Consider the following 19,981-nt stretch of genomic DNA (forward strand, 5'->3'; position numbering starts at 1 on the left):
GGTACTGCCCTCACAAGGTGGGAGAGTAGGTCCCCGCCACCTCATTATCAAGCAAAAGCCTCCCCACAAAGGAGGCTTTTTTGTTTCCTATCCCTCCTCCGCATCTTTCTCGCTTTGCTCATTTCTTCACTGCTCCTGCTCTTCCTCCTCCTATGTTATCTCACCCTTGAAGCGGATTCTTTACAGAATGTATTCAGATGGCAAGCATTCATTTTACAACACTAATTTTGTAAAAAGAATATTTGAATCAGAAATTGTATATAAACTTTAAGCATCATTTACTATTCATGCCAACCCTATATTGGGTAGCATCTATATGGCACTATACTTTAATAAAATACATAAAGTGCCACTATATCTTATCTACTGTTAGTTAGCTCATTAAAAACCTTTATAAAAAAACCTATTTGCATGACTTGATTATATGAATACTGCTATATACTTTTAACCTGTATAGACAAATCTTGCAAAAGTCCATATAATAAAACAGGTAGCCTTCTTGTGACTACCTGTTTTATTTAAAGATATTATTATTTTCTATTTAGTATTCAACCAAGCTTGAGGATTTAGTTTTTCTTGATTTTTCCAGATCTGAAATTGTAGTTCTGACATGCCATCGGCATCCGTGAAGACTTCTCCAATCACCTGATTCGCTTTTACATTTTGCCCTACCTTTACATTCACCTTAGCTAATTTGGCATACACCGTTATATAATCGCCATGCTTTATAGCCACTAATTTATTAACACCTGGTATGTAAGTGACTGTCCATACTTCCCCATCATATACAGCTCTAACAGGTTCTCCCTTGTTTGTTTGAATATACACGCCAGGATTATCAATAGTTATTCCTTTCAAAATAGGATGAGGTTGTTCGCCAAATTTGCTTGATATAAACCCCGATTTTACAGGCCAGTTCAGTTTAGCTTTACTATCTGCAAATGATGCAGATATAGTAGCCTCTTTGGCCGACTCAATAGAGGCAGCGGCTTTGTTGGCCTCTGCTTCTCGTTCTGCTCTTCTTATCTCTTCTGCAATTAAGTCTTTTATTAAACGGTCTATTCCTTCTATGGATTTTTTGGTATCGGCTAATTCTGCTTCAAGTTCTTTCTCGCGGTTACTCAACTGTTTCACCACCTGACTTTGTTTCTCTTTCAAAGCCAGCAGATTATTATTTTCCACCAGTTGTGTTTGCAGCAGCTGGTCTTTTTCAAGTTTTTTATTAGTAAGATCCGTTTGTTGTACGATAAGAATGGTTTTTATTTTTTCTATTTGGCTTACTTGGTTTTTACGTGCCTCTGCATAATGCCGCAGATACTGCAATCGCATGACTAATTCATTAAATGTGGTAGATGAGAAAACAAATACTAATCTGCTATACGTTGTTGTGGCTTTCGAAGCTGCATAGACCATGGCACTATATTCTTTACGTAACTTCACCAGATCGTTCTCCATTGAATAAGTAATCTGGTTAAGTTCTGCCATTTCAGTGTCCAATAGCTTAATCTCTCTGGATATATTGTTAATTAGCTGTGATTGATTTTGTATCTGCTGATTTAAGGCAGTTAATTGACCGATAGTGGCTTTTTTTTCATCAGCTGTTTCACGCAGACTTTTATTGGTTTCCTCCCGTTTCCGTAAGATTTGTTTTTTCTCCTTCTCTAACTGGGCTTTAGATTTTTGTGCAAGAGATACATGGCAAATACATAGTGAAAGAAACAGGCTTAGTACTATACCTTTTATCAAACGCATATACATTGTAGACCGACGGTTTATAGGTAAAGCCTTATTTTCTATCATATTTTTGTGGAATATCGAAAGGAAACTTAAGCTCTTCATCTGTAATCTCAACTTTTTGATGTTGGATGTTCACTGATGTCTGGTCGTTGCCTTTAGTAGCCTGATACTGTAATGAAACTATACTACTGTAAGGAAATAAAAAAGTATTTAAAGGTTTAAAGTCTCCGTAATCAACTGTTAACGAATTATTAGTCGGCTGTTCAATCATCAATAATTTAGTAAGTTTCATGGTGTTTGCACTTATAAAATTATCTATAGTAATAGAGTTTTCACTTTGCCTAAGTAAGAAGTGATCTTTCTCTTTCACTAATTTGGCATTATCGCTTTCTTGGGCTAACGGCAAGTTTCCCACAATGGCAGCTTGAATAATGTCGAAGGTGATATTGAAATTAAACTTTTCGCTTAACGACTTAAAATCATACGCAGTAAACTCATTTTTTAATCTATTTACTACCAGAATTGAATCTTGTGTGATTAATGCACGCACGCCTTCCACGCCTATCTTAGAAACAGATATCCAGATTAAGCTGTCTTTTTTTATTCGGATATTTGCAATGGCATTCAGGTTATTTTCAGAATCTGTATAGGTCACTTTTGATCTGGAACTGAAATATTTGAAATCAATTTCCTGAACACTGAGGTTTTTTATTTTGGTGGTAGAGGTAGGAAGATTTATTTTTTGTCTTTTACAGGAGAAAGTAAAAATAACTAGGAAGAATAAGATATAATATGTGTATTTATTCATAAAGCTTTTTCTGGGCTATTTTTTTGTCAATCAGGTCGCTGCTTTCGCCCAATTGCTTTGCCTTCATCCATTGTTGTAAGGCTAACTCTGTTTCACCCAATTTATATAGTACGTCTCCGTAGTGTTCTAAAACAGTGCCATTTGTGGCTTTGGCTGCTGCTTTTTCAAGATATTTTCTGGCTTGCTGATAATCTTCTAGCATGTACAATATCCAGGCATAGGTGTCCAGGTACGTTGGATTATCCGGATGCTTTTCTAGTAGCTTCCCTGCCATCTGCTTGGCTTTATCCAGTTTTTCTTTTCTTAACGATAAATAGTAGCTATAATTATTAAGTACAGTGGCATTTTCTGGTTCATTTGCCAACACAGCTTCATAAGAAGCATCAGACCGGATGTAATCACCCATGCCGTTGTAGGAATCGCCGAGCAGTACTTCTATATCATTTAAAAGCTGCTTGTTGCTGCCCGATAGTTTTTTGCTTTCTTCCAGCGATAATACAGCTTTTTCGTAATCTTTTTTCATGAGAAACCCATAGCCATTAAAAAACCAGAAAACCCCTTGGTTTGGAAATAACTCTAAAGCTTGTTCAGAATGTGTAAGCAAGCTATCTACCTGGTGAAGTTCATAATCCAGGCGGATAAGCTGATGCCAGGTTTCAAATTCAGAATTATCCAGCTTCAAGGCAGTAAGAAACATATCGCGGGCACGTTGCTTTTCTTTAGAAGATTCAAGCAAATGTCCGTAAATAGCATAGGCTTTAGCCTCATTGGGATGGGTTTTAATGATAAGATCAGCCAGTTTCAGTGCATTTTTTTTAGAACTTTCATCTTTCAGCACTTTTATGTAACTGGCCAATATCTGCACCTTGGTATCAGCCTCTAAATCCGGACTGCTGAATGCAGCTAATAATTCTTGTTCGGCCTTTTCAGTCTGCCCATTGCTCCGGTATATATCAGACAGAATCAGACGTGCCTGGGCCTGCTCACTACCTTCCTGAATAATCCGCTCCAGCAAAGGAATAGCTTCTTTAGACCGGCCGTTAGACATATATATTTCAGCCAGCAGAATGGTATATTTTATTTCGCCGGGAAAAGCTTCTATTAATTTTTTGCTTTCAGCAATAGCTTCGTCTGTTTTATTTAATTTCAGATAAATTTGCTGCTTCTGGCGTACTACATCTTCATTAATGCCAATTGTTTTTTCTATACGGTCGTAGAGTTTTATGGCATCTTCATATTTTTCCTGGAAGAGATAAATATTGGCCAGATTAAAATAACTTTCAGGGTCCTCAGGCAGCTTTTTCATCAAATCCTGATATACTTTTACTGCCTGAGGGTATTTTTTTTCTTTTTCGTATAAGCTTGCCAGCAAGTAATAATAATATTTATTGCTATCATCTAATCTTAACGCCTTCTCTGCAAAAACTACGGCTTGTGTACTATTGCCTGCTTTAGCCTGGGCATCAGCCATAGCATAGTTTGCCCCTCCATTATCCGGATTAGCCTCCAATGCTTTCTGAAATTGATCAATGGCTTTGGCATAATTTTCCAGTACATAGAACTTCATACCTTCGGCAAAATAGTATTCAGCCTGGGTTAGATTCCTTTCCTTTTGTATTTCACTTACTACATTTTCTTTTGCCTTTTTTTTCGACTTCTGTGCCCAAACAGGGCTTGCCTGGAACATAGTCAGAACCAAAAGAGAGGTAGATAGGCATTTTATTAAAACAGGAGTATTCATTGGAATCTAATTTTTAGTCAGAAAGCGTACATCACCCTCGCATGCAGGCAGCACATATAGCCACAAAACGTATGCAGAAAACGGTCGCCGGCTTAGGATATAATTACGTTGTAGTCTCCTACACTTAAATCACTAGGTCTTCCTTCAAATTTAGCAAAATTACCTAACATAGAGTTAGAAATATTGGCATTTATCACCGATGTGTTCTTTTGAATAATGGAGTTCTTAACCACTGAATCTCTGATGGTTGAGCCATCGCCAACAGATACATACGGCCCTACTACCGCATGCTGAATTTGTACGTTTTTACCCAGGTATACCGGAGGAATAATTACAGCATTTTCAACTTTGGCAGAAGCATCTATCAACTGGGTATCTTTTATATACTCCAAATAACGTTGATTGGTATATACGGTAGCATCTTTATTTCCACAATCTAGCCATTCGGTAACTTGGCCTGGGACGAATTTAGTACCTTTGCTCTTCATATTCTCCAGGGCATTGGTTAGCTGGTATTCCCCCTTGTCTTTTATATCATGATCTAGCAGGTACTGAAGTTCATTTTTGAGGTAATTGCCATCTTTTATATAATAGATGCCAATAATAGCAAGGTTAGACACAAAGGTTTCGGGCTTTTCTACAAACTCTGTAATTTCATTTTGCTCATTCAGTTTCACTACTCCAAATGGCCTGGGATCTTCTACTTGCTGCACCCATATAATACCTTCCTTAGATGAATCTAACGTAAAATCTGCTTTAAATAATGTATCGGCAAAGGCTACTACCACATTGCCTTGCAAGGCTTCTTTGGCACATAAAATGGCATGGGCTGTACCTAAAGGCTGATCCTGATAGTGAATAGAACCTTGGGCACCTACCGATTTAGCAATATCCATTAATTGATTTTCTACTTCTTTCCCAAAGTCGCCAATTACAAAGGCTACTTGCTCCACAGGCTGGTTACAAACCTTGGCAATATCTTCTACCAGACGTTGTACAATAGGTTTTCCTGCAATAGGTATTAAGGGTTTGGGAACGGTAAGTGTATGTGGGCGCATCCGTTTGCCCATGCCAGCCATAGGAATAATAATTCTCATATAGATTTTGTGTTTATATAGGTTTGTTTACTAACTAATGTTTCTTCGATGAATAATTTACTGAATTTTTAATGGTATAATAAAAAAATGTCAAATTAATAGCTAAGCAGCTCTTTCTGTAAGCGAATCAATCAGGGAAACTGTATTCACTTATAGCGGATAAAAGCCTTTCGTGTTGCACCTGGTCGAGGCAGTTTTAGAACGAGCCTGGGGGGCCACCATATATGCAAGGCTACGATTTGCCAGTGCTTCCATATCCGCCAGTTCCTCTTGTTGTATCCGTGAGTTCCTCTGCCAGTTGCCATCTTACCTGCTGATAGGGAGCTACAATCATCTGGGCAATCCGCTCGCCGTTTTCTACAATAAAGGGTGTATCGGAAAGATTGATTAATAGTACTTTAATCTCTCCTCTGTAGTCGGCGTCAATGGTACCAGGACTGTTTAATACCGTTAATCCGTGCTTAAAAGCTAGACCACTTCTGGGACGTATCTGCGCTTCATACCCTTCAGGAAGTTCCATGAATAAACCGGTAGGAACCAGCACCCTTTGCAGTGGCTGCAAAGTAAGGGAAGTCTCCAGATTGGCCCTCAAATCCATTCCTGCCGAATGCTCCGTTTGATAGGAGGGTAAAGGATGCTTAGATTGGTTGATGATTTTTACTGAAATGGTTTCCATGAACGTAGGAAAGATAGTTTGTTTTAATCTGGCTGGGAAGATAAAGCTAAAATCCGGAATAGACAAAGCTTCGGCTAGCTACATAATGCTTGCTTTCTTTTTACTGCGGCAACCTGCTTAGGAAGCAGTCTTGGGTCTGATCAACTTTGGCTTTTCTATAACAAAAACCAAGACTACAAAAATCAAGCATAGGAACAAATGAAAAGCCGTGGCCATAATCTGGCTGCTGATAGAAATGTTCATGGCTACGTAAATCAATACACCTGCACTCAAGATATATATAGCCGCTGATTTTAAATCATAAGGAATAGGGTAGTATTTGTTGCCTAATACATAACAGGCCACTGTCATTACAATGCAGGAGAGCAGAAATGTATAAGCACAGCCCATATACCCAATAACCGGGATTAATAAAATATTGCCTGTAATAGAAATGAAAGCACCAATCAACGTAATCCAGGTGCCATAATGGGTACGGTCAGTCAGCTTAAACCAGATAGAGAGATTATAGTACACGCCCAGAAATAAGTTAGCCAGCAGCAGAACCGGCACCACTGCCAGACCCGTCCGGTAAAGCGGACTCCGCAGAAAAAGCTGACCTAATATATCCAGATTTACACTTACCCCCAGCCATATAATGGTACAAACAATAATGAACCACTTCATCACATTGGCAAACAAATGAGGAGAGTTCTTATCTTGGGCTTGTGAGAAGAAGAAAGGCTCAGCGGCATAGCGGAATGCCTGAATGGCCAGACTCATAAAAATGGATAATTTATAACAGTTGCCATAAATGCCTAAGGCATCTTTTGAAGTCAGGTTCCTGTAAAATCCTTCAGGCAATAATTTTTCCAGCATCGTGCGGTCAAACATTTGATTGGTTATTCCTGCCAACCCCATTATTAAAATAGGATAGCCATAGATTAACATAGCTTTTATGTCTTCTTTACGGATGGTAAATGTAAACCTGGCAAACGAAGGATAGAGTAACAGAAAAAAAGCCGCATTAGCAATCAAATTCGCCAGTACAATGTAGCCAACACCTAAGGTTGGGTTATACACATGTAAAATAAATGGTTTCAGAGAAACAAGCCAGTTTCCTTCATAGATGTTCCGGCAGAACCAAAGGAAAAAGAAGTTAAGTGCCACATTAATGGCTATGTTTATCATACGTGCTTTCACAAAGGTAGCGGCTTTCTTTTCCAGGCGAAGCTGGGCAAAAGGAATAGCCACAATGGCATCAATAGCTAAAATTATAGCCAGCCATGAAATAATATAGCCTTGCTCTGGATAACCAAGTGCAGCGGCAATCTCTGATGAAAACAGGATAAAGCTACCAGACAGCAGAGTGCTGCTGATAATAAGAGAGGTAAGGGCTATGTTGTAGTATTTGCGGTCAGTAGTTTTGGAAGCAAAGCGGAAGAAGGCCGTTTCCATTCCATAGGTATAGATCACATTGAAAAATGCTACATACGCATATAACTCTACAATGATAGACATTTCCGACGGACGTGCAAACACAGCCGTATGCAGAGGTACCAGTGCATAATTAAGCAGGCGGCCTAATATACTGCTTACCCCATACAGGGCGGTTTCGCCTGCCAGTTTTTTAAGAACACTCATAAGCTGATGTGCTAATTGAAAGATGTGCTACTTGGTTGTTACCTGAGTAACACCAGTATAAGGTAAAATTAGCCGATAGATTAGTTATATATACTGAAAATTTGTAAAAATTAGCACATCAGCCTATAAGGTAATTAGCATAGAGGTTTCACTTTCTCTGGAATTTTGCGGGGCGTTTTTCTAAAAAAGCTTTGGTGCCTTCTTTAAAATCTTCGGATTTGCAACAGATGCTGAAAGAGTTGGCTTCCGTCTGGTACCCATCTTCTTCTTTATTGTATACCGCATTTACACAACTGATCACCATCTCAATGGCCAGAGGTGCTTTGGAAAGTATTTTCCTTAGAATTTCTTCTGCCAGTTGAAGTAGTTGCGCCTGGGTAGGGACCACATGATTTACCAGGCCGATAGCCTTTGCTTCCTGTGCTGAAATAGTGTCAGCTGTCATCATCAGTTCCAGAGCTTTGCCTTTCCCAACTAACTGAGTAAGCCGCTGGGTTCCACCATACCCTGGTATAAGCCCTAGATTTACTTCTGGCTGGCCAAATTTGGCACTTTCTACAGCTATCCGTATATGGCAGGCCATTGCCAATTCACACCCTCCGCCTAAGGCATATCCATTAATAGCAGCAATTACCGGTTTGGGGCAATTTTCAATCATAGCAAATATCTCTTGCCCACGTTCAGCAAATTTGCGGCTGCTTACTTCCGTTAAGGCGGCAATTTCTGAAATATCAGCTCCGGCAATAAAGGCTTTTTCGCCCTCCCCTGTAAAAATTACGCCTTTTATCTCCCGGCTGTCGTATACCTGCTGCATAACTGTGCCTATTTCTTCCATCGTCTTATGGTTTAAGGCATTCAGTTTGGAAGGACGGTTAATACTTACGGTCAGAATACTGTCTTTTATGAGTAAATTTATATTATCAAATGCTAACATTTGTTTATTTCTTTGATGAAAGGGGCAAAGATACAATAGAAAAATCAAAATGCTGTGGTATCCTACTCAGATTTCGTTACAACTTAACTGGATAATAATCTGATGTTTTTGCCTGATTTATTACACATACCGCTATTTTTGCGTTACTAATTAAAGAATACAGTCTTTAAATTAAACAGCTTAACATATGACTCAGAAAACAAAAATTACGGTGGCTTATGGAGATGGTATCGGTCCGGAAATAATGAATGCTACCCTCCGGATTTTAGACGCAGCCGGTGCCCAGATAGAGAAAGAAGTAATTGAAATAGGCGAAAAATTGTATCTGAAAGGGGTAAAGACAGGGATTGAACCATCTGCCTGGGACTCTTTGCGGAAAACGAAGGTATTTTTGAAAGCACCCATTACCACCCCGCAAGGTGGCGGATATACCAGTTTAAATGTTACTACCCGTAAAATGCTGGGCCTGTATGCCAATGTGCGGCCCTGCCAATCGTACCATCCTTTTGTAGTTACCAAGCACCCCACCATGGATCTAGTGATTATCCGGGAAAATGAAGAAGATCTGTATGCCGGTATAGAGCATCAGCAAACCAATGAGGTAGTGCAATGTTTGAAGCTGATTTCCCGGCCAGGTTGTGAAAAAATTATCCGGTATGCCTTCGAATATGCCAGAGCCTATGGCCGCAACAAGGTAACCTGCCTTACCAAAGACAATATTATGAAGCTAACCGATGGCTTGTTTCATAAAGTATTCGACCAGATTGGCGAAGAATATCCGGATCTGGAAAAAGAGCACTGGATTATTGATATAGGATCTGCCTTGCTGGCCGACGAACCCGAGCGGTTTGGAGTAATTGTGACTCTTAATTTATATGGAGATATTATTTCTGATATTGCTGCCCAGATTGCCGGTTCTGTAGGAATGGGTGGCTCAGCCAATATTGGCGATGCGTGTGCCATGTTTGAAGCTATACATGGTTCTGCCCCAACTATCGCCGGAAAAGGTATTGCCAATCCTTCAGGTTTATTGCACGGAGCTATTATGATGCTGGTACATATCGGGCAAGCCGATGTGGCAGCCAAAATACACAATGCCTGGCTATGTACGGTAGAAGCTGGTATTCACACTGGTGATATCTACAAAGAAAAGGTAAGTAAAAAGAAAGTAGGTACTGAAGAATTTGCCGATGCTATTATCGAACGGCTAGGTGGTACCCCGCACTTATTTAAAACAGTGAGCTACTTGTCTGCGCCGCGCCCTATTTATTCAAGAGAAGAGGCCACTCAAACAAAAGCAAAAAAGGAACTAGTTGGGGTAGATGTATTTCTGGATTGGGACGAAGGTACAGCCAATGATCTGGGCAGAGCAGTAGAGCAGATACGCACTGAAACCCTGAAACTTTCGATGATTTCAAACCGGGGTGCCAGGGTATATCCGGATGGCTTACCCGAAACATTCTGTACGGATCATTGGCGGTGCCGGTATGTAAGTGAAGGTGGTAAACCCATTACACATGATGCCATTATTGAACTGCTTACTAAAATGAGACAGGCAGGATATGATTTTGTGCAAACAGAAAATTTATGCACATTTAATGGAAAACCAGGATATTCGATGGGACAAGGCGAGTAGAGCTGAAACTAAAGAATCAAGAGTAAACAAAAGAGCAGGCAATAGTTTGCTCTTTTTGCATTAATTAAATCCTGGGTAATGTTAAAATTTATAGATGAATGAGTTGTTCTTAAAATGAGAGAACACAGATAGTGTATTGCAAAAAAATACAAATTTTAATCGAATTCTAATTAACCCTATTCAGTTTTCTGCGTAAACTAACCTATAATAACCAGCTAACTCAATACAATTATGAAAAAAAATCAATTTTACCACTCTAAAAAACTTCTCAGCTTTAGTTTTTTAGCCATTGCACTATTCTTAGTTTCCCATATAGCATCTGCGCAAAGTAACAGAGATACTCAGCCCCGGTTTGGTATTAAAGGCGGTGTAAACTTAGCCAATCTGTATATTGACGATGTGAACGATGAAAAAGCTAAATGGGGATTACATGCCGGTATTTGGGCTAAAGCACCCATAGGTGAGTTTTTTGCCATTCAGCCAGAGCTTTTATGGTCTTCTAAAGGAACCAGACTAGCCAGCTACAACAATATTCCTTTCACCCAGGATGGAGAAATCCGTTTTAATCTAAACTATGTAGACTTGCCGGTATTGGCTTCATTAACTCTTGGACCCATAAGCTTACAAGCCGGACCTTATATTTCTTACCTGGTGAACGCTAATGTGAAAAACTTACGTGAAGACATGACTACCGGAACATCCGTAGATTTAGACAGAGGCGATTTTAATTCTGTAGATTATGGCTTATCTGGTGGTATTGCATTAGATATTAAAGGATTCCAGTTAGGTGCCCGCTATAACCATGGCTTAAGAGAGATAGGCAAGAGTGACTTAGCAGGTCAGTTAACTACTAACTCCAAAAATGCAGTAGCACAAGTTTTTGTTGCAATCGGATTCTAAATCAACCGTTATTAAATTGCATTAACTAAAAAAGCCAGGCTTAAACCTGGCTTTTTTAGTTAATGGGTATAGCTATGTCTATGTATTAAGTTAGCAAAACGCATCTACATAAATAGAAACCTAACTTACTGCCTGCATTTTTAACTTTCTGAGATTAGATAATATATCTTTTGTCATGGTTGGAAGACTATATTCAGGTTGCCATGCCCAGTCTGCACGGGCTACACTATCGTCAATGCTGGAAGGCCAGGAGTCAGCAATTTGTTGCCGGTAATCGGGTTTATAGCGGATACTAAATGTCGAGATATGCTTTTTTATTTCAGCGGCAATTTCTTCGGGAGAAAAACTGATTGCTCCCACGTTGTAGCTAGACCGGACAGTCAGTTTAGCTGCTTCTGCTTCCATTAGCTGGATAGTAGCTTTTACGGCATCTGGCATATACATCATAGGCAGATACGTTTTTTCTTTCAAAAAACATTCATAAACTTCCCCTTCCAGGGCTTTATGGTAAATTTCTACGGCATAGTCGGTAGTACCTCCGCCAGGAGGTGTTTTGTAACTGATTAACCCAGGGTACCGCAAGCTACGAACATCTATTCCATACTTCTGAAAGTAGTATTCACACCAGCGTTCGCCTGCCTGCTTGCTGATACCATAAACAGTGTTTGGGTCCATTACTGCATATTGAGGCGTCTGCTGGGAGGGAGTATGTGGGCCAAATACAGCAATAGAGCTAGGCCAGTATACCTTTTTCAACTTCTTTTCCCTGGCAAGTTCCAGTACGTTTAACAAACCTGCCATATTTACATCCCAGGCCAGTTTCGGATTTTTTTCACCAGTAGCAGATAAAATAGCTGCCAGGTGATATATGTGGCTGATTTTATAAGTATCTACCAGCTGGCCTAGCTTCCGGCTATCTAACACATCCAGTTGTTCAAAAGGCCCGGATTCTGCCAGTACAGGTACTCTGCATTGTAAGTCAGAAGCAATTACCTGAGCTGCTCCATACATTTCTCGCAAGGCAAGTGTCAGTTCGGTTCCTAACTGGCCACAGGCGCCAATAATCAATATATTTTCCGTTTCACTGTTCATAAAATAAAGAATATGTGCGAAGCTACTAAGATTAGCTTGCTCAAAAAATTCAAAAGCTTTTAGTTTATATACGTATCTTTGCCCATTATTTGGCTGCTTATTATACCTATTTAACTAAAAGAAACACGGCCTTTTACCTCTATAGTAAAAAGTATGGAACCTGATTTTGAGCTTTATTTATCAGAAAAGAAAATAGACAGCCAGGCATTCCAAAAAGAGGAGCCGGAAAAGTGGCAAGAATTTCTAAAGCTTTTCAGCCAGGTGCATCCGGCAAGTTTTACGGTACAAAAAAAATTTCTGATAAACGATCTGCGGCGGCTTTATCCATTAAAAGTGGTTCCTCCGATAGCTCAGCCAACTATTGAAAAGGTAAAAACTGAAGAACCTAACGTGGAAGAACCTAAAAAAGCCGCCAGGCCGGTAGTACGAAGGGCTGCAATAATAAAAAAGCCTGAAACTGGCAGTGAAGAAACCAGTGAACAAAAGGAGAACCAATAAATAACCCAGCATACCTATTCATCAGCACATTAACCAACCTAATTTATGTACGAAACATTAAAACCAGTTCTGGTAAAGGAGTTAGAAGAAATAAAAAAAGCAGGATTATTCAAGAAAGAACGAGTAATAACGACTCCACAAGATGCCATAATAGAAACTACGGAAGGAAAGCAAGTAATTAATTTCTGTGCGAATAACTACCTGGGTTTATCATCTCACCCTGCCGTAATGGAAGCCGCTAAAGAAGCCATAGATACGCATGGGTATGGCATGTCATCGGTGCGGTTTATTTGTGGCACACAGGATATTCACAAAATCCTAGAAAAAAAACTATCTCAATTCCTGGGTACCGAAGATACCATTTTGTATGCGGCTGCTTTTGATGCCAATGGAGGCGTATTTGAGCCACTGTTCGGGCCGGAAGATGCCATTATTTCAGACGAACTTAACCATGCGTCTATTATAGATGGCGTGCGGCTTTGCAAAGCCCAGCGATTCCGCTATAAACACAACGACATGGCCGACCTGGAAGAGAAACTAAAAGAATCACAGAGTTGCCGCCACCGCATTATTGTAACCGATGGGGTGTTTTCCATGGATGGCACTGTTGCCCAGTTGGACCGCATATGTGATCTTGCCGACCAATACAAAGCGTTGGTAATGACTGATGAAAGCCATTCTACTGGCTTTACAGGTAAAACTGGCCGGGGCGTACCAGAGCTGAAAAATGTAATGGGCCGGGTAGATATTATTACTGGCACTTTAGGTAAGGCCCTGGGCGGTGCATCCGGTGGGTTTACTTCCGGCCGGAAAGAAATTATAGAATTGCTACGTCAACGCTCACGTCCTTATTTGTTTTCCAACACACTGGCCCCTTCTATTGTGGGGGCTTCTATAGCTGTACTGGACATGCTTACCCAAACCACAACCCTGCGGGATAAGCTGGAGTGGAACACCCGGTACTTCCGAGAAAAGATGACTGCTGCCGGGTTCGATATAAAACCGGGCGAGCACCCGATTGTACCCATTATGCTCTACGATGCCGTTCTCTCGCAGCAAATGGCCCAGAAACTTCTGGAAAGAGGTATCTATGTTATTGGATTTTACTATCCGGTGGTAGCTAAAGGCCAGGCGCGAATCCGGGTGCAAATATCTGCAGTACACGAAAAAGACCATTTAGACAAAGCCATTGCCGCATTTACCGAAGTAGGTAGAGAACTACAGGTAATTAAATAGCGTTAACAAAATTTATTCTGCAAACGTATGGGCTAACAGCCAGTAAGCCAGCCGGCTTTTCGAATGCCTGTTGCCTATACCGACTGGCTGCAGGAGAGGTACATTTGTTTTTAATCATTTTTATTGCCAATTTTGATTTTTATTACAATTACGAATCCTTACCTGTAGCCGGTTTTTGCCTGTTTGTTATTTTCTCCATGAAAAGATGCAACATCTGGAAAAATTTAAAGAACTATTAAGTTCACCCAAAAAAATAGCGATTACTACCCACCAGAAACCGGACGCAGATGCTTTAGGCTCTTCTTTGGCACTGGCCTTTTATCTTCAGAAAAAAGGCCATCAGGTACAGGTAATTACTCCAACGGATTATCCGAAGTTTCTGCATTGGATGCATGGGAATGAGCAGGTAATCATTTTTAATGAAGGAAAGGAAAAACTATCCGCACAGATAATGCGGGACGCAGATATCATTTTTTGCCTCGATTTTTCAGTGTTAAACCGCATTAATGAACTGGGAGAGATTGTACGAAATGCCCCCGGATACAAAGTACTCATAGATCATCACCTGGAACCTGAACATTTTGCTGATTTTGAATACTGGGATACTGGCGCGGCAGCTACAGCACAACTTATTTATGAGTTAATTGTAATGCTGGGCGACCGTTCATATATAGATACTGCTATTGGCGAATGTATATATGCCGGTATAATGACCGATACAGCCTCTTTCCGCCATTCCAACACTACTAAACGTGTACATCAGATTAGTGCAGATCTGATAGAAATAGGCGTGGAAACCAACCGCGTACAACGCCTGGTTTACGATACCAATACGGAAGCCCGGTTACGGTTTTTAGGCTGGGCACTATCCGAAAAATTAATTGTTTTGCCCGAATACCGCACAGCGTATTTTGCTATTTCCGAACAGGAGCTTAACCGCTTCCAGTCACAAACAGGCGATACGGAAGGTTTGGTTAATTATGGATTGTCGATAGAAGGTATTGTGCTGGCTGCCCTTATTATGGAGCGGGATAAAACAGTCCGCTTGTCTTTCCGGTCGGTAGGCGATTTTTCTGTTAATGAGTTGTCCCGGAAACACTTTGAGGGAGGTGGCCACAAGAATGCCGCAGGGGGTAAATCTGATTTGAGCCTGCAAGAAACGGTTACCAAGTTTCTATCTTTATTACCCACTTACAAAGATCAGCTACAAACTGTCTAGCAGTTGCGCAATTAATGCCTGTATGCTAGTTCGCTGAAAATTTTTCCTGCCTTGCAACCAATTTTATTCACTGTGGGTCTTTCATAAAGAATGCATGTACAACTGTATTCGCTTACAAAAACACTGGAAGTTCCCAGGTAGATGAACATAGAATTGTTGCTTTTACTCTCATTAGCAGTGTTTTTCTGAAAACTGTAACCACTTTGTTTTTAAATCTGAGTAAATTTGTTTAATTCTTTTTTATACATTACAAAAGCCCATTTTATTCAACCCTAATGAAAAATTTCAGACTGATGATGCTTGGCCTGGTAGCCATATTTGCTTTCCAGGCTTGTACGAAAGACCCTAATAAAGAAAGTGAAGAAAAGTACAATCAAAATTTACAACAAATTCAGCAGTATTTTACAGCAAAAGGCATAAATCCCTGGAATGGTACTACAGGCTGGCAAGAAGCAGGCACTGGCGATAAACGGTATTATTATGTTATCCAGTCGGCTCCTCAAGGTGGAGGTACCAAACCTGCTACCGGCGACCAATTAGTGGTACAATATGTAGGCCGCTTATTAGACGAAACTAAATTCGATAGTTCAGCTTCCGATAAACCTTTACGTTTTGCTTTTAATGATGGTACCATTATCGAAGGTTTTAATCTGGGTATAGGTCAATTGCAGCAAGGGCAAGTAGCAGACTTGTACCTGCCGCATACATTGGCATATGGCAATAGAAATTTGGAAAAAATACCTCCTTATTCTGCTCTGAAATTCCGTGTAACCCTGGAAAAACTAATGACAGAGGAACAAGCCTTAGTTGATTACTATACCACAAAAAAACTGAAAAATGCAGACAGTACTGCCATAACTCCTTTTTCGATAGCTGTAGGTTCAAATAACTTTAATGTATACCGTATTATTACTAAAGTAGGTACAGGTAATATTCCGGACTCTACTGGCAAAGTAACATTAAATTACAGAGGCTTATTTCTGAACGGACTGGAATTTGATAAAAATACTATTTCTCCTTCCACTTCTTTGGACAAAATGAAATTGATCCCTGGCTTTAAACAAGCACTTTTGAAAATGAAAGAAGGTGAAAAAGCGGTAGTATTGATGCCGTCTGGAGCAGCATATGGTGCACAAGGTGCCAGTTCTATTCCTCCGTATGCCCCCCTTGTTTTTGAAATGGAATTGCTTAAAGTTGAAAATCCATAAATTTAACCTAAGTTATTTTTCAGAAAACCATTGCCAGCCAAGCAATGGTTTTTTTATTTGTAGTTTCCGCAATCTTCTTCCTTATGTTTGCTATATAATTTATCTATATTTAATAATCACTCAGGGAATTGAATCCACATGAAACAACTCATTCTGGCCTGTATTATCCTTTTGACAGGGAGTAGTGCTCTTCCGCCTTCAAAACCCATTTCTTTGCACCCGGAGAATCCACATTACTTTCTGTTCCGGGGGAAGCCTACTATTCTTATTACCTCAGGTGAACATTATGGAGCAGTATTAAATCTTGATTTTGATTACATCACTTATTTAAATGCCCTTCAGAAAGATGGGTTGAACTATACGCGTATTTTTACCGGTTCGTATGTAGAAGACCCGGGGGCATTTAATATTTCTAAAAACACCTTGGCTCCGGCAAACGACCGCTATGTGGCTCCCTGGATTCGCAGCAATATGCCTGGCTATGACAATGGCGGCAATAAGTTTGACCTTACTCAATGGGACCAGAGTTATTTTACCAGATTAAAAGATTTTATAACCGAAGCCGGCAAAAGAGGGATTGTGGTGGAAGTAACGCTATTTAGTTCGTTGTATGGCTGGTCGGAAGGATGGAAAAGTAGCCCGTTGAACCCGAAGAATAATATAAACCGTACTGATACCATGGTATTTTATAAAGTACAGACATTAGGCAATGGCAACTTACTTGCCCACCAGGAGAAGATGGTACGAAAAATTGTACAGGAACTGAAAGAATTCGACAACGTGATCTACGAAATCCAGAACGAACCCTGGGCTGATAACCCTAAACAGGTAGCCACAGTAAGCAAACTAGATACTGCCCAGCCCGAATGGCAGACCAAAGTAGAAGCCGCCAGCGATTCTTCGCTAGCCTGGCAAAAATACATGGCCGCAGCTATCAAAGACGAAGAAAAAAACTTCTCAGCCCAGCACCTGATTGCCCAGAATGTAACCAACTTCGCCTATAAACTGCCATCTACTGACCCGAATATTTCTATTATTAATTTTCATTATGCCCGCCCGGAAGCCGTATCCTATAATTATAACCTCAATAAAGTAATCGGCTTTGATGAATCTGGCTTTGCTGGCAATGCAGATAGTACCTACCGAAGGCAAGCCTGGCGGTTCATAATGGCCGGTGGCGGTTTGTTCAATAATCTGGATTATTCGTTTACCGTACAAAAGCCAGATGGCACCGACAAACAGGAAGCACCTGGCGGTGGGAGTGTTGCCTTCCGGAAGAACCTCTATATACTGAAAAAATTTATGGAGAACCTGGATTTTATTCACCTAAAACCAGATACTATGGCAGCCGCACATGTAGGTCAGGGTAGGGTATATGCGTTAAGTAAGCCCGGAAAAGAGTATGCCTTTTACCTGGAGAATTTGCAAACTAGTACACTTGATCTGCAACTGCCAGCCGGAAAGTATACCGTAAACTGGACAGATCCTGCTAGCGGAACCAAACAAAAACCACAGCAGCTGACTCATACAGGAGGACGGCTGTCTGTAAGTATTCCAGGCAATAATGCAGAATACGCCTTGCATATACACGTAAGGCGGTAGTAATGTGTGGCATTCATCTGATTATTGATACAACCGCCCGGCTTACCCAAGAGCCTATCCGGCAAATGGCTACTTCCCTGGATTACCGGGGGCCAGATGCCGTACATATAGAGGAAATAGCCTCAGCGGCACATAAAGTTTTTGTTGCGCAAAACCGCCTGCGGATTACCGATATACGTCCTACAGCCGATCAGTTGTTTCATTCTCCCTGCGGCAGATACGTTCTGGCTTACAATGGAGAAATTTATAACTATCAGCAGCTAAAAGCTTCCTTACGGCGTTCGTATACATTTCAAACCAATACAGATACCGAAGTACTACTTTATTTATTGCTGGAAGAAGGAGAGAAATGCCTTTCCCGCCTGAATGGGATGTTTGCTTTCATCTGGTACGACAGGCAAGAAGAAAAAGTAGTGCTTTGCCGCGACCGTTTTGGCATGAAGCCCTTGTTTTACGCCCAGACAGATTCATATCTAATCGTTTCTTCAGAGATTAAAGGTATTCTCTCATCAGGTCTGATCAAGAAAAAGCTAAATACCAGCCAGATTGCCTATTACCTTCAATATAAATTTGCCCAGCGGCCAGCTACATTCTATGAAAATATTTATGAAATAACTCCTGGTACGTATTACACAACCTCTACAGGGCAACCATTGACAGAAGCAGGTACTATACATTTAGAAAAAAATACACTGCCTATTTCAGAACAAAAAATTGTATATACACTAGAAGAAACATTGGTAGAAGCAGTAAAGCGGCATTTGCCAGTGGAAGTGCCTGTGGGTTTGTTTCTAAGTGGCGGCGTAGATTCTACACTTCTTCTGGCACTGGCGAAAGAGGCAGGTATACCGCATTTGCCTGTTTTCTCCATTGCCAATAACCCAGCCGATAAAGCATTTGGGACTAAGGATTATTATTACGCCCGCCAGGCTGCCAGGCAATATGGAGCAGAATACCACGAACTGACTATACAAAATGATATTCTGGATGACTTTGAGACATTTGTCAGCTATATAGATCAGCCGGTAGGAGATGGAGCCGCCTGGCTTACTTTCCTGCTTTCAAAAGAAGCAAAAGCCCATGTAAAAGTAATTTTAAGCGGCGCAGGCGCAGATGAATTATTTGCCGGGTATAACAGGCACTGGGCTTATTACCAGTATCTGAAGCATTATCATAAGCTGGTAAAAGTATTGCCCGCACTTAAAAAAACGGCTTCTATTATTCCTACCGGCCGTCAACTACCCTTCCGGAAACCATTTAGGTTATTGCAGAAACTAGCAGTACAAGCCAGTGTTTCACCTGAGCAAACCTTTCTTAATTTTACGGCTCATCTGAGTTTAGGCAGCCATTTACCCGGAAAGGCACCTCTTGTAGAAATGGATAATACGGCAGTTGAGCAGTATTTACAAAAAGCACTTATCTACGATCAGACTAACTACCTTTCAGCAGACATACTTACCCTCACCGACCGCATGACGATGCAACATAGCCTGGAAGCACGGTTGCCTTACCTGGATGCAGAAGTAGTAAAGTTAGTTAAGGCATTGCCAGCAACCTTTTTAGTAAAAAATGGAAAGAAATGGCTGTTGAAAGATATACTTACCAGGATAGGGGGAAAAGCCTATGTAACCAGGCCGAAAGAAGGCTTTGGAATGCCCTTTGGTGCATGGCTGCGAACAACTAAAGGCACACCTTTTATTCAGCTGGTGAAAGACAAGGATAATGAACTATATCAAACAGTCTCCTATGAGCTGGTAGAACGGTTATTACAGGCACATCTATCTGGCAAAATGGATTATTCGTCCGAATTATGGACAGTTGTTTTACTAGCAGCCTGGATAAAACACCATTTTTCATAATATGCTTTTGCTTAGCAGATTTTAAGCAAAAAAGCTTCCAGAATGTAAGTTTCCTGGTATGAATACAACGTTTGTATAGTAGTGCTGAGCAGATAAAATACTAAATTTGCTAATT

17 protein-coding genes are annotated in these 19,981 nt (G+C 40.5%); 9 read left to right on the forward strand and 8 right to left on the reverse strand.

The window, feature by feature from the left end:
- Positions 1 to 271, forward strand: a 271-nt coding sequence (locus Q0590_RS12225) for a hypothetical protein (RefSeq protein ID WP_302037830.1), incomplete at its 5' end; no start/stop codon positions are given.
- Positions 272 to 537: 266 nt separating this feature from the next.
- Here the strand turns inward: Q0590_RS12225 and Q0590_RS12230 are convergent.
- From Q0590_RS12230 to Q0590_RS12260, 7 genes are all read right to left on the reverse strand, one after another.
- Positions 538 to 1,800 (reverse strand): murein hydrolase activator EnvC family protein, encoded by a 1,263-nt coding sequence (locus Q0590_RS12230; protein ID WP_302037831.1) that lies wholly within the window; start codon positions 1,798 to 1,800, stop codon positions 538 to 540.
- Positions 1,787 to 2,545 (reverse strand): lipoprotein insertase outer membrane protein LolB1, encoded by a 759-nt coding sequence (gene lolB1, locus Q0590_RS12235; RefSeq protein ID WP_302037832.1) that lies wholly within the window; start codon positions 2,543 to 2,545, stop codon positions 1,787 to 1,789. Before lolB1 ends, Q0590_RS12230 begins: the two co-directional genes overlap by 14 nt.
- Positions 2,538 to 4,286 (reverse strand): tetratricopeptide repeat protein, encoded by a 1,749-nt coding sequence (locus Q0590_RS12240; protein WP_302037833.1) that lies wholly within the window; start codon positions 4,284 to 4,286, stop codon positions 2,538 to 2,540. The genes lolB1 and Q0590_RS12240 overlap by 8 nt, the downstream gene beginning before the upstream one ends.
- Positions 4,287 to 4,378: 92 nt before the next feature.
- Positions 4,379 to 5,383, reverse strand: coding sequence for a sugar phosphate nucleotidyltransferase (locus tag Q0590_RS12245; RefSeq protein ID WP_302037834.1), 1,005 nt, complete (start codon positions 5,381 to 5,383; stop codon positions 4,379 to 4,381).
- A gap of 232 nt (positions 5,384 to 5,615) precedes the next feature.
- Positions 5,616 to 6,050 carry a dUTP diphosphatase gene (dut, locus tag Q0590_RS12250; protein ID WP_302038140.1) on the reverse strand — a complete coding sequence of 145 codons (435 nt, stop codon included), beginning with the start codon at positions 6,048 to 6,050 and terminating at the stop codon, positions 5,616 to 5,618.
- A 126-nt stretch (positions 6,051 to 6,176) separates the two neighbouring features.
- Positions 6,177 to 7,682: a lipopolysaccharide biosynthesis protein gene (locus Q0590_RS12255; RefSeq protein ID WP_302037835.1), complete on the reverse strand. Its 1,506-nt coding sequence runs from the start codon at positions 7,680 to 7,682 to the stop codon at positions 6,177 to 6,179.
- A gap of 148 nt (positions 7,683 to 7,830) precedes the next feature.
- Positions 7,831 to 8,616 carry an enoyl-CoA hydratase/isomerase family protein gene (locus Q0590_RS12260; protein WP_302037836.1) on the reverse strand — a complete coding sequence of 262 codons (786 nt, stop codon included), beginning with the start codon at positions 8,614 to 8,616 and terminating at the stop codon, positions 7,831 to 7,833.
- Between the two features lie 187 nt (positions 8,617 to 8,803).
- Here Q0590_RS12260 and Q0590_RS12265 point away from each other — a divergent pair, with 187 nt between their 5' ends.
- Together Q0590_RS12265 and Q0590_RS12270 are read left to right on the forward strand one after the other, a co-directional pair.
- The gene (locus Q0590_RS12265; protein WP_302037837.1) at positions 8,804 to 10,252 is read left to right on the forward strand and encodes an NADP-dependent isocitrate dehydrogenase; all 1,449 of its coding nucleotides are present in this window, start codon (positions 8,804 to 8,806) and stop codon (positions 10,250 to 10,252) included.
- A gap of 231 nt (positions 10,253 to 10,483) precedes the next feature.
- Positions 10,484 to 11,152: a porin family protein gene (locus Q0590_RS12270; RefSeq protein WP_302037838.1), complete on the forward strand. Its 669-nt coding sequence runs from the start codon at positions 10,484 to 10,486 to the stop codon at positions 11,150 to 11,152.
- 120 nt (positions 11,153 to 11,272) lie between these two features.
- On the opposite strand, the gene Q0590_RS12275 is transcribed toward Q0590_RS12270, so the two are convergent.
- The gene (locus Q0590_RS12275) at positions 11,273 to 12,244 is read right to left on the reverse strand and encodes an NAD-dependent epimerase/dehydratase family protein (RefSeq protein WP_302037839.1); all 972 of its coding nucleotides are present in this window, start codon (positions 12,242 to 12,244) and stop codon (positions 11,273 to 11,275) included.
- Between the two features lie 153 nt (positions 12,245 to 12,397).
- Here Q0590_RS12275 and Q0590_RS37545 point away from each other — a divergent pair, with 153 nt between their 5' ends.
- The 6 genes from Q0590_RS37545 (at position 12,398) to asnB (ending at position 19,866) form a co-directional block, all read left to right on the forward strand.
- Positions 12,398 to 12,742 carry a hypothetical protein gene (locus tag Q0590_RS37545; protein ID WP_366970442.1) on the forward strand — a complete coding sequence of 115 codons (345 nt, stop codon included), beginning with the start codon at positions 12,398 to 12,400 and terminating at the stop codon, positions 12,740 to 12,742.
- Positions 12,743 to 12,787: 45 nt separating this feature from the next.
- Entirely contained in the window at positions 12,788 to 13,978 is a 1,191-nt protein-coding gene (gene kbl, locus Q0590_RS12285) for a glycine C-acetyltransferase (protein WP_302037840.1), read from the forward strand.
- Between the two features lie 205 nt (positions 13,979 to 14,183).
- Entirely contained in the window at positions 14,184 to 15,197 is a 1,014-nt protein-coding gene (locus tag Q0590_RS12290; RefSeq protein ID WP_302037841.1) for a DHH family phosphoesterase, read from the forward strand.
- A 275-nt stretch (positions 15,198 to 15,472) separates the two neighbouring features.
- The gene (locus Q0590_RS12295; RefSeq protein WP_302037842.1) at positions 15,473 to 16,405 is read left to right on the forward strand and encodes an FKBP-type peptidyl-prolyl cis-trans isomerase; all 933 of its coding nucleotides are present in this window, start codon (positions 15,473 to 15,475) and stop codon (positions 16,403 to 16,405) included.
- 138 nt (positions 16,406 to 16,543) lie between these two features.
- The gene (locus tag Q0590_RS12300; RefSeq protein WP_302037843.1) at positions 16,544 to 18,007 is read left to right on the forward strand and encodes a cellulase family glycosylhydrolase; all 1,464 of its coding nucleotides are present in this window, start codon (positions 16,544 to 16,546) and stop codon (positions 18,005 to 18,007) included.
- Between the two features lie 2 nt (positions 18,008 to 18,009).
- Entirely contained in the window at positions 18,010 to 19,866 is a 1,857-nt protein-coding gene (gene asnB / locus Q0590_RS12305) for an asparagine synthase (glutamine-hydrolyzing) (protein WP_302037844.1), read from the forward strand.
- The last annotated feature ends 115 nt before the right edge of the window (positions 19,867 to 19,981 follow it).

It is taken from the genome of Rhodocytophaga aerolata, assembly GCF_030503435.1.
GTDB lineage: Bacteria > Bacteroidota > Bacteroidia > Cytophagales > 172606-1 > Rhodocytophaga > Rhodocytophaga aerolata.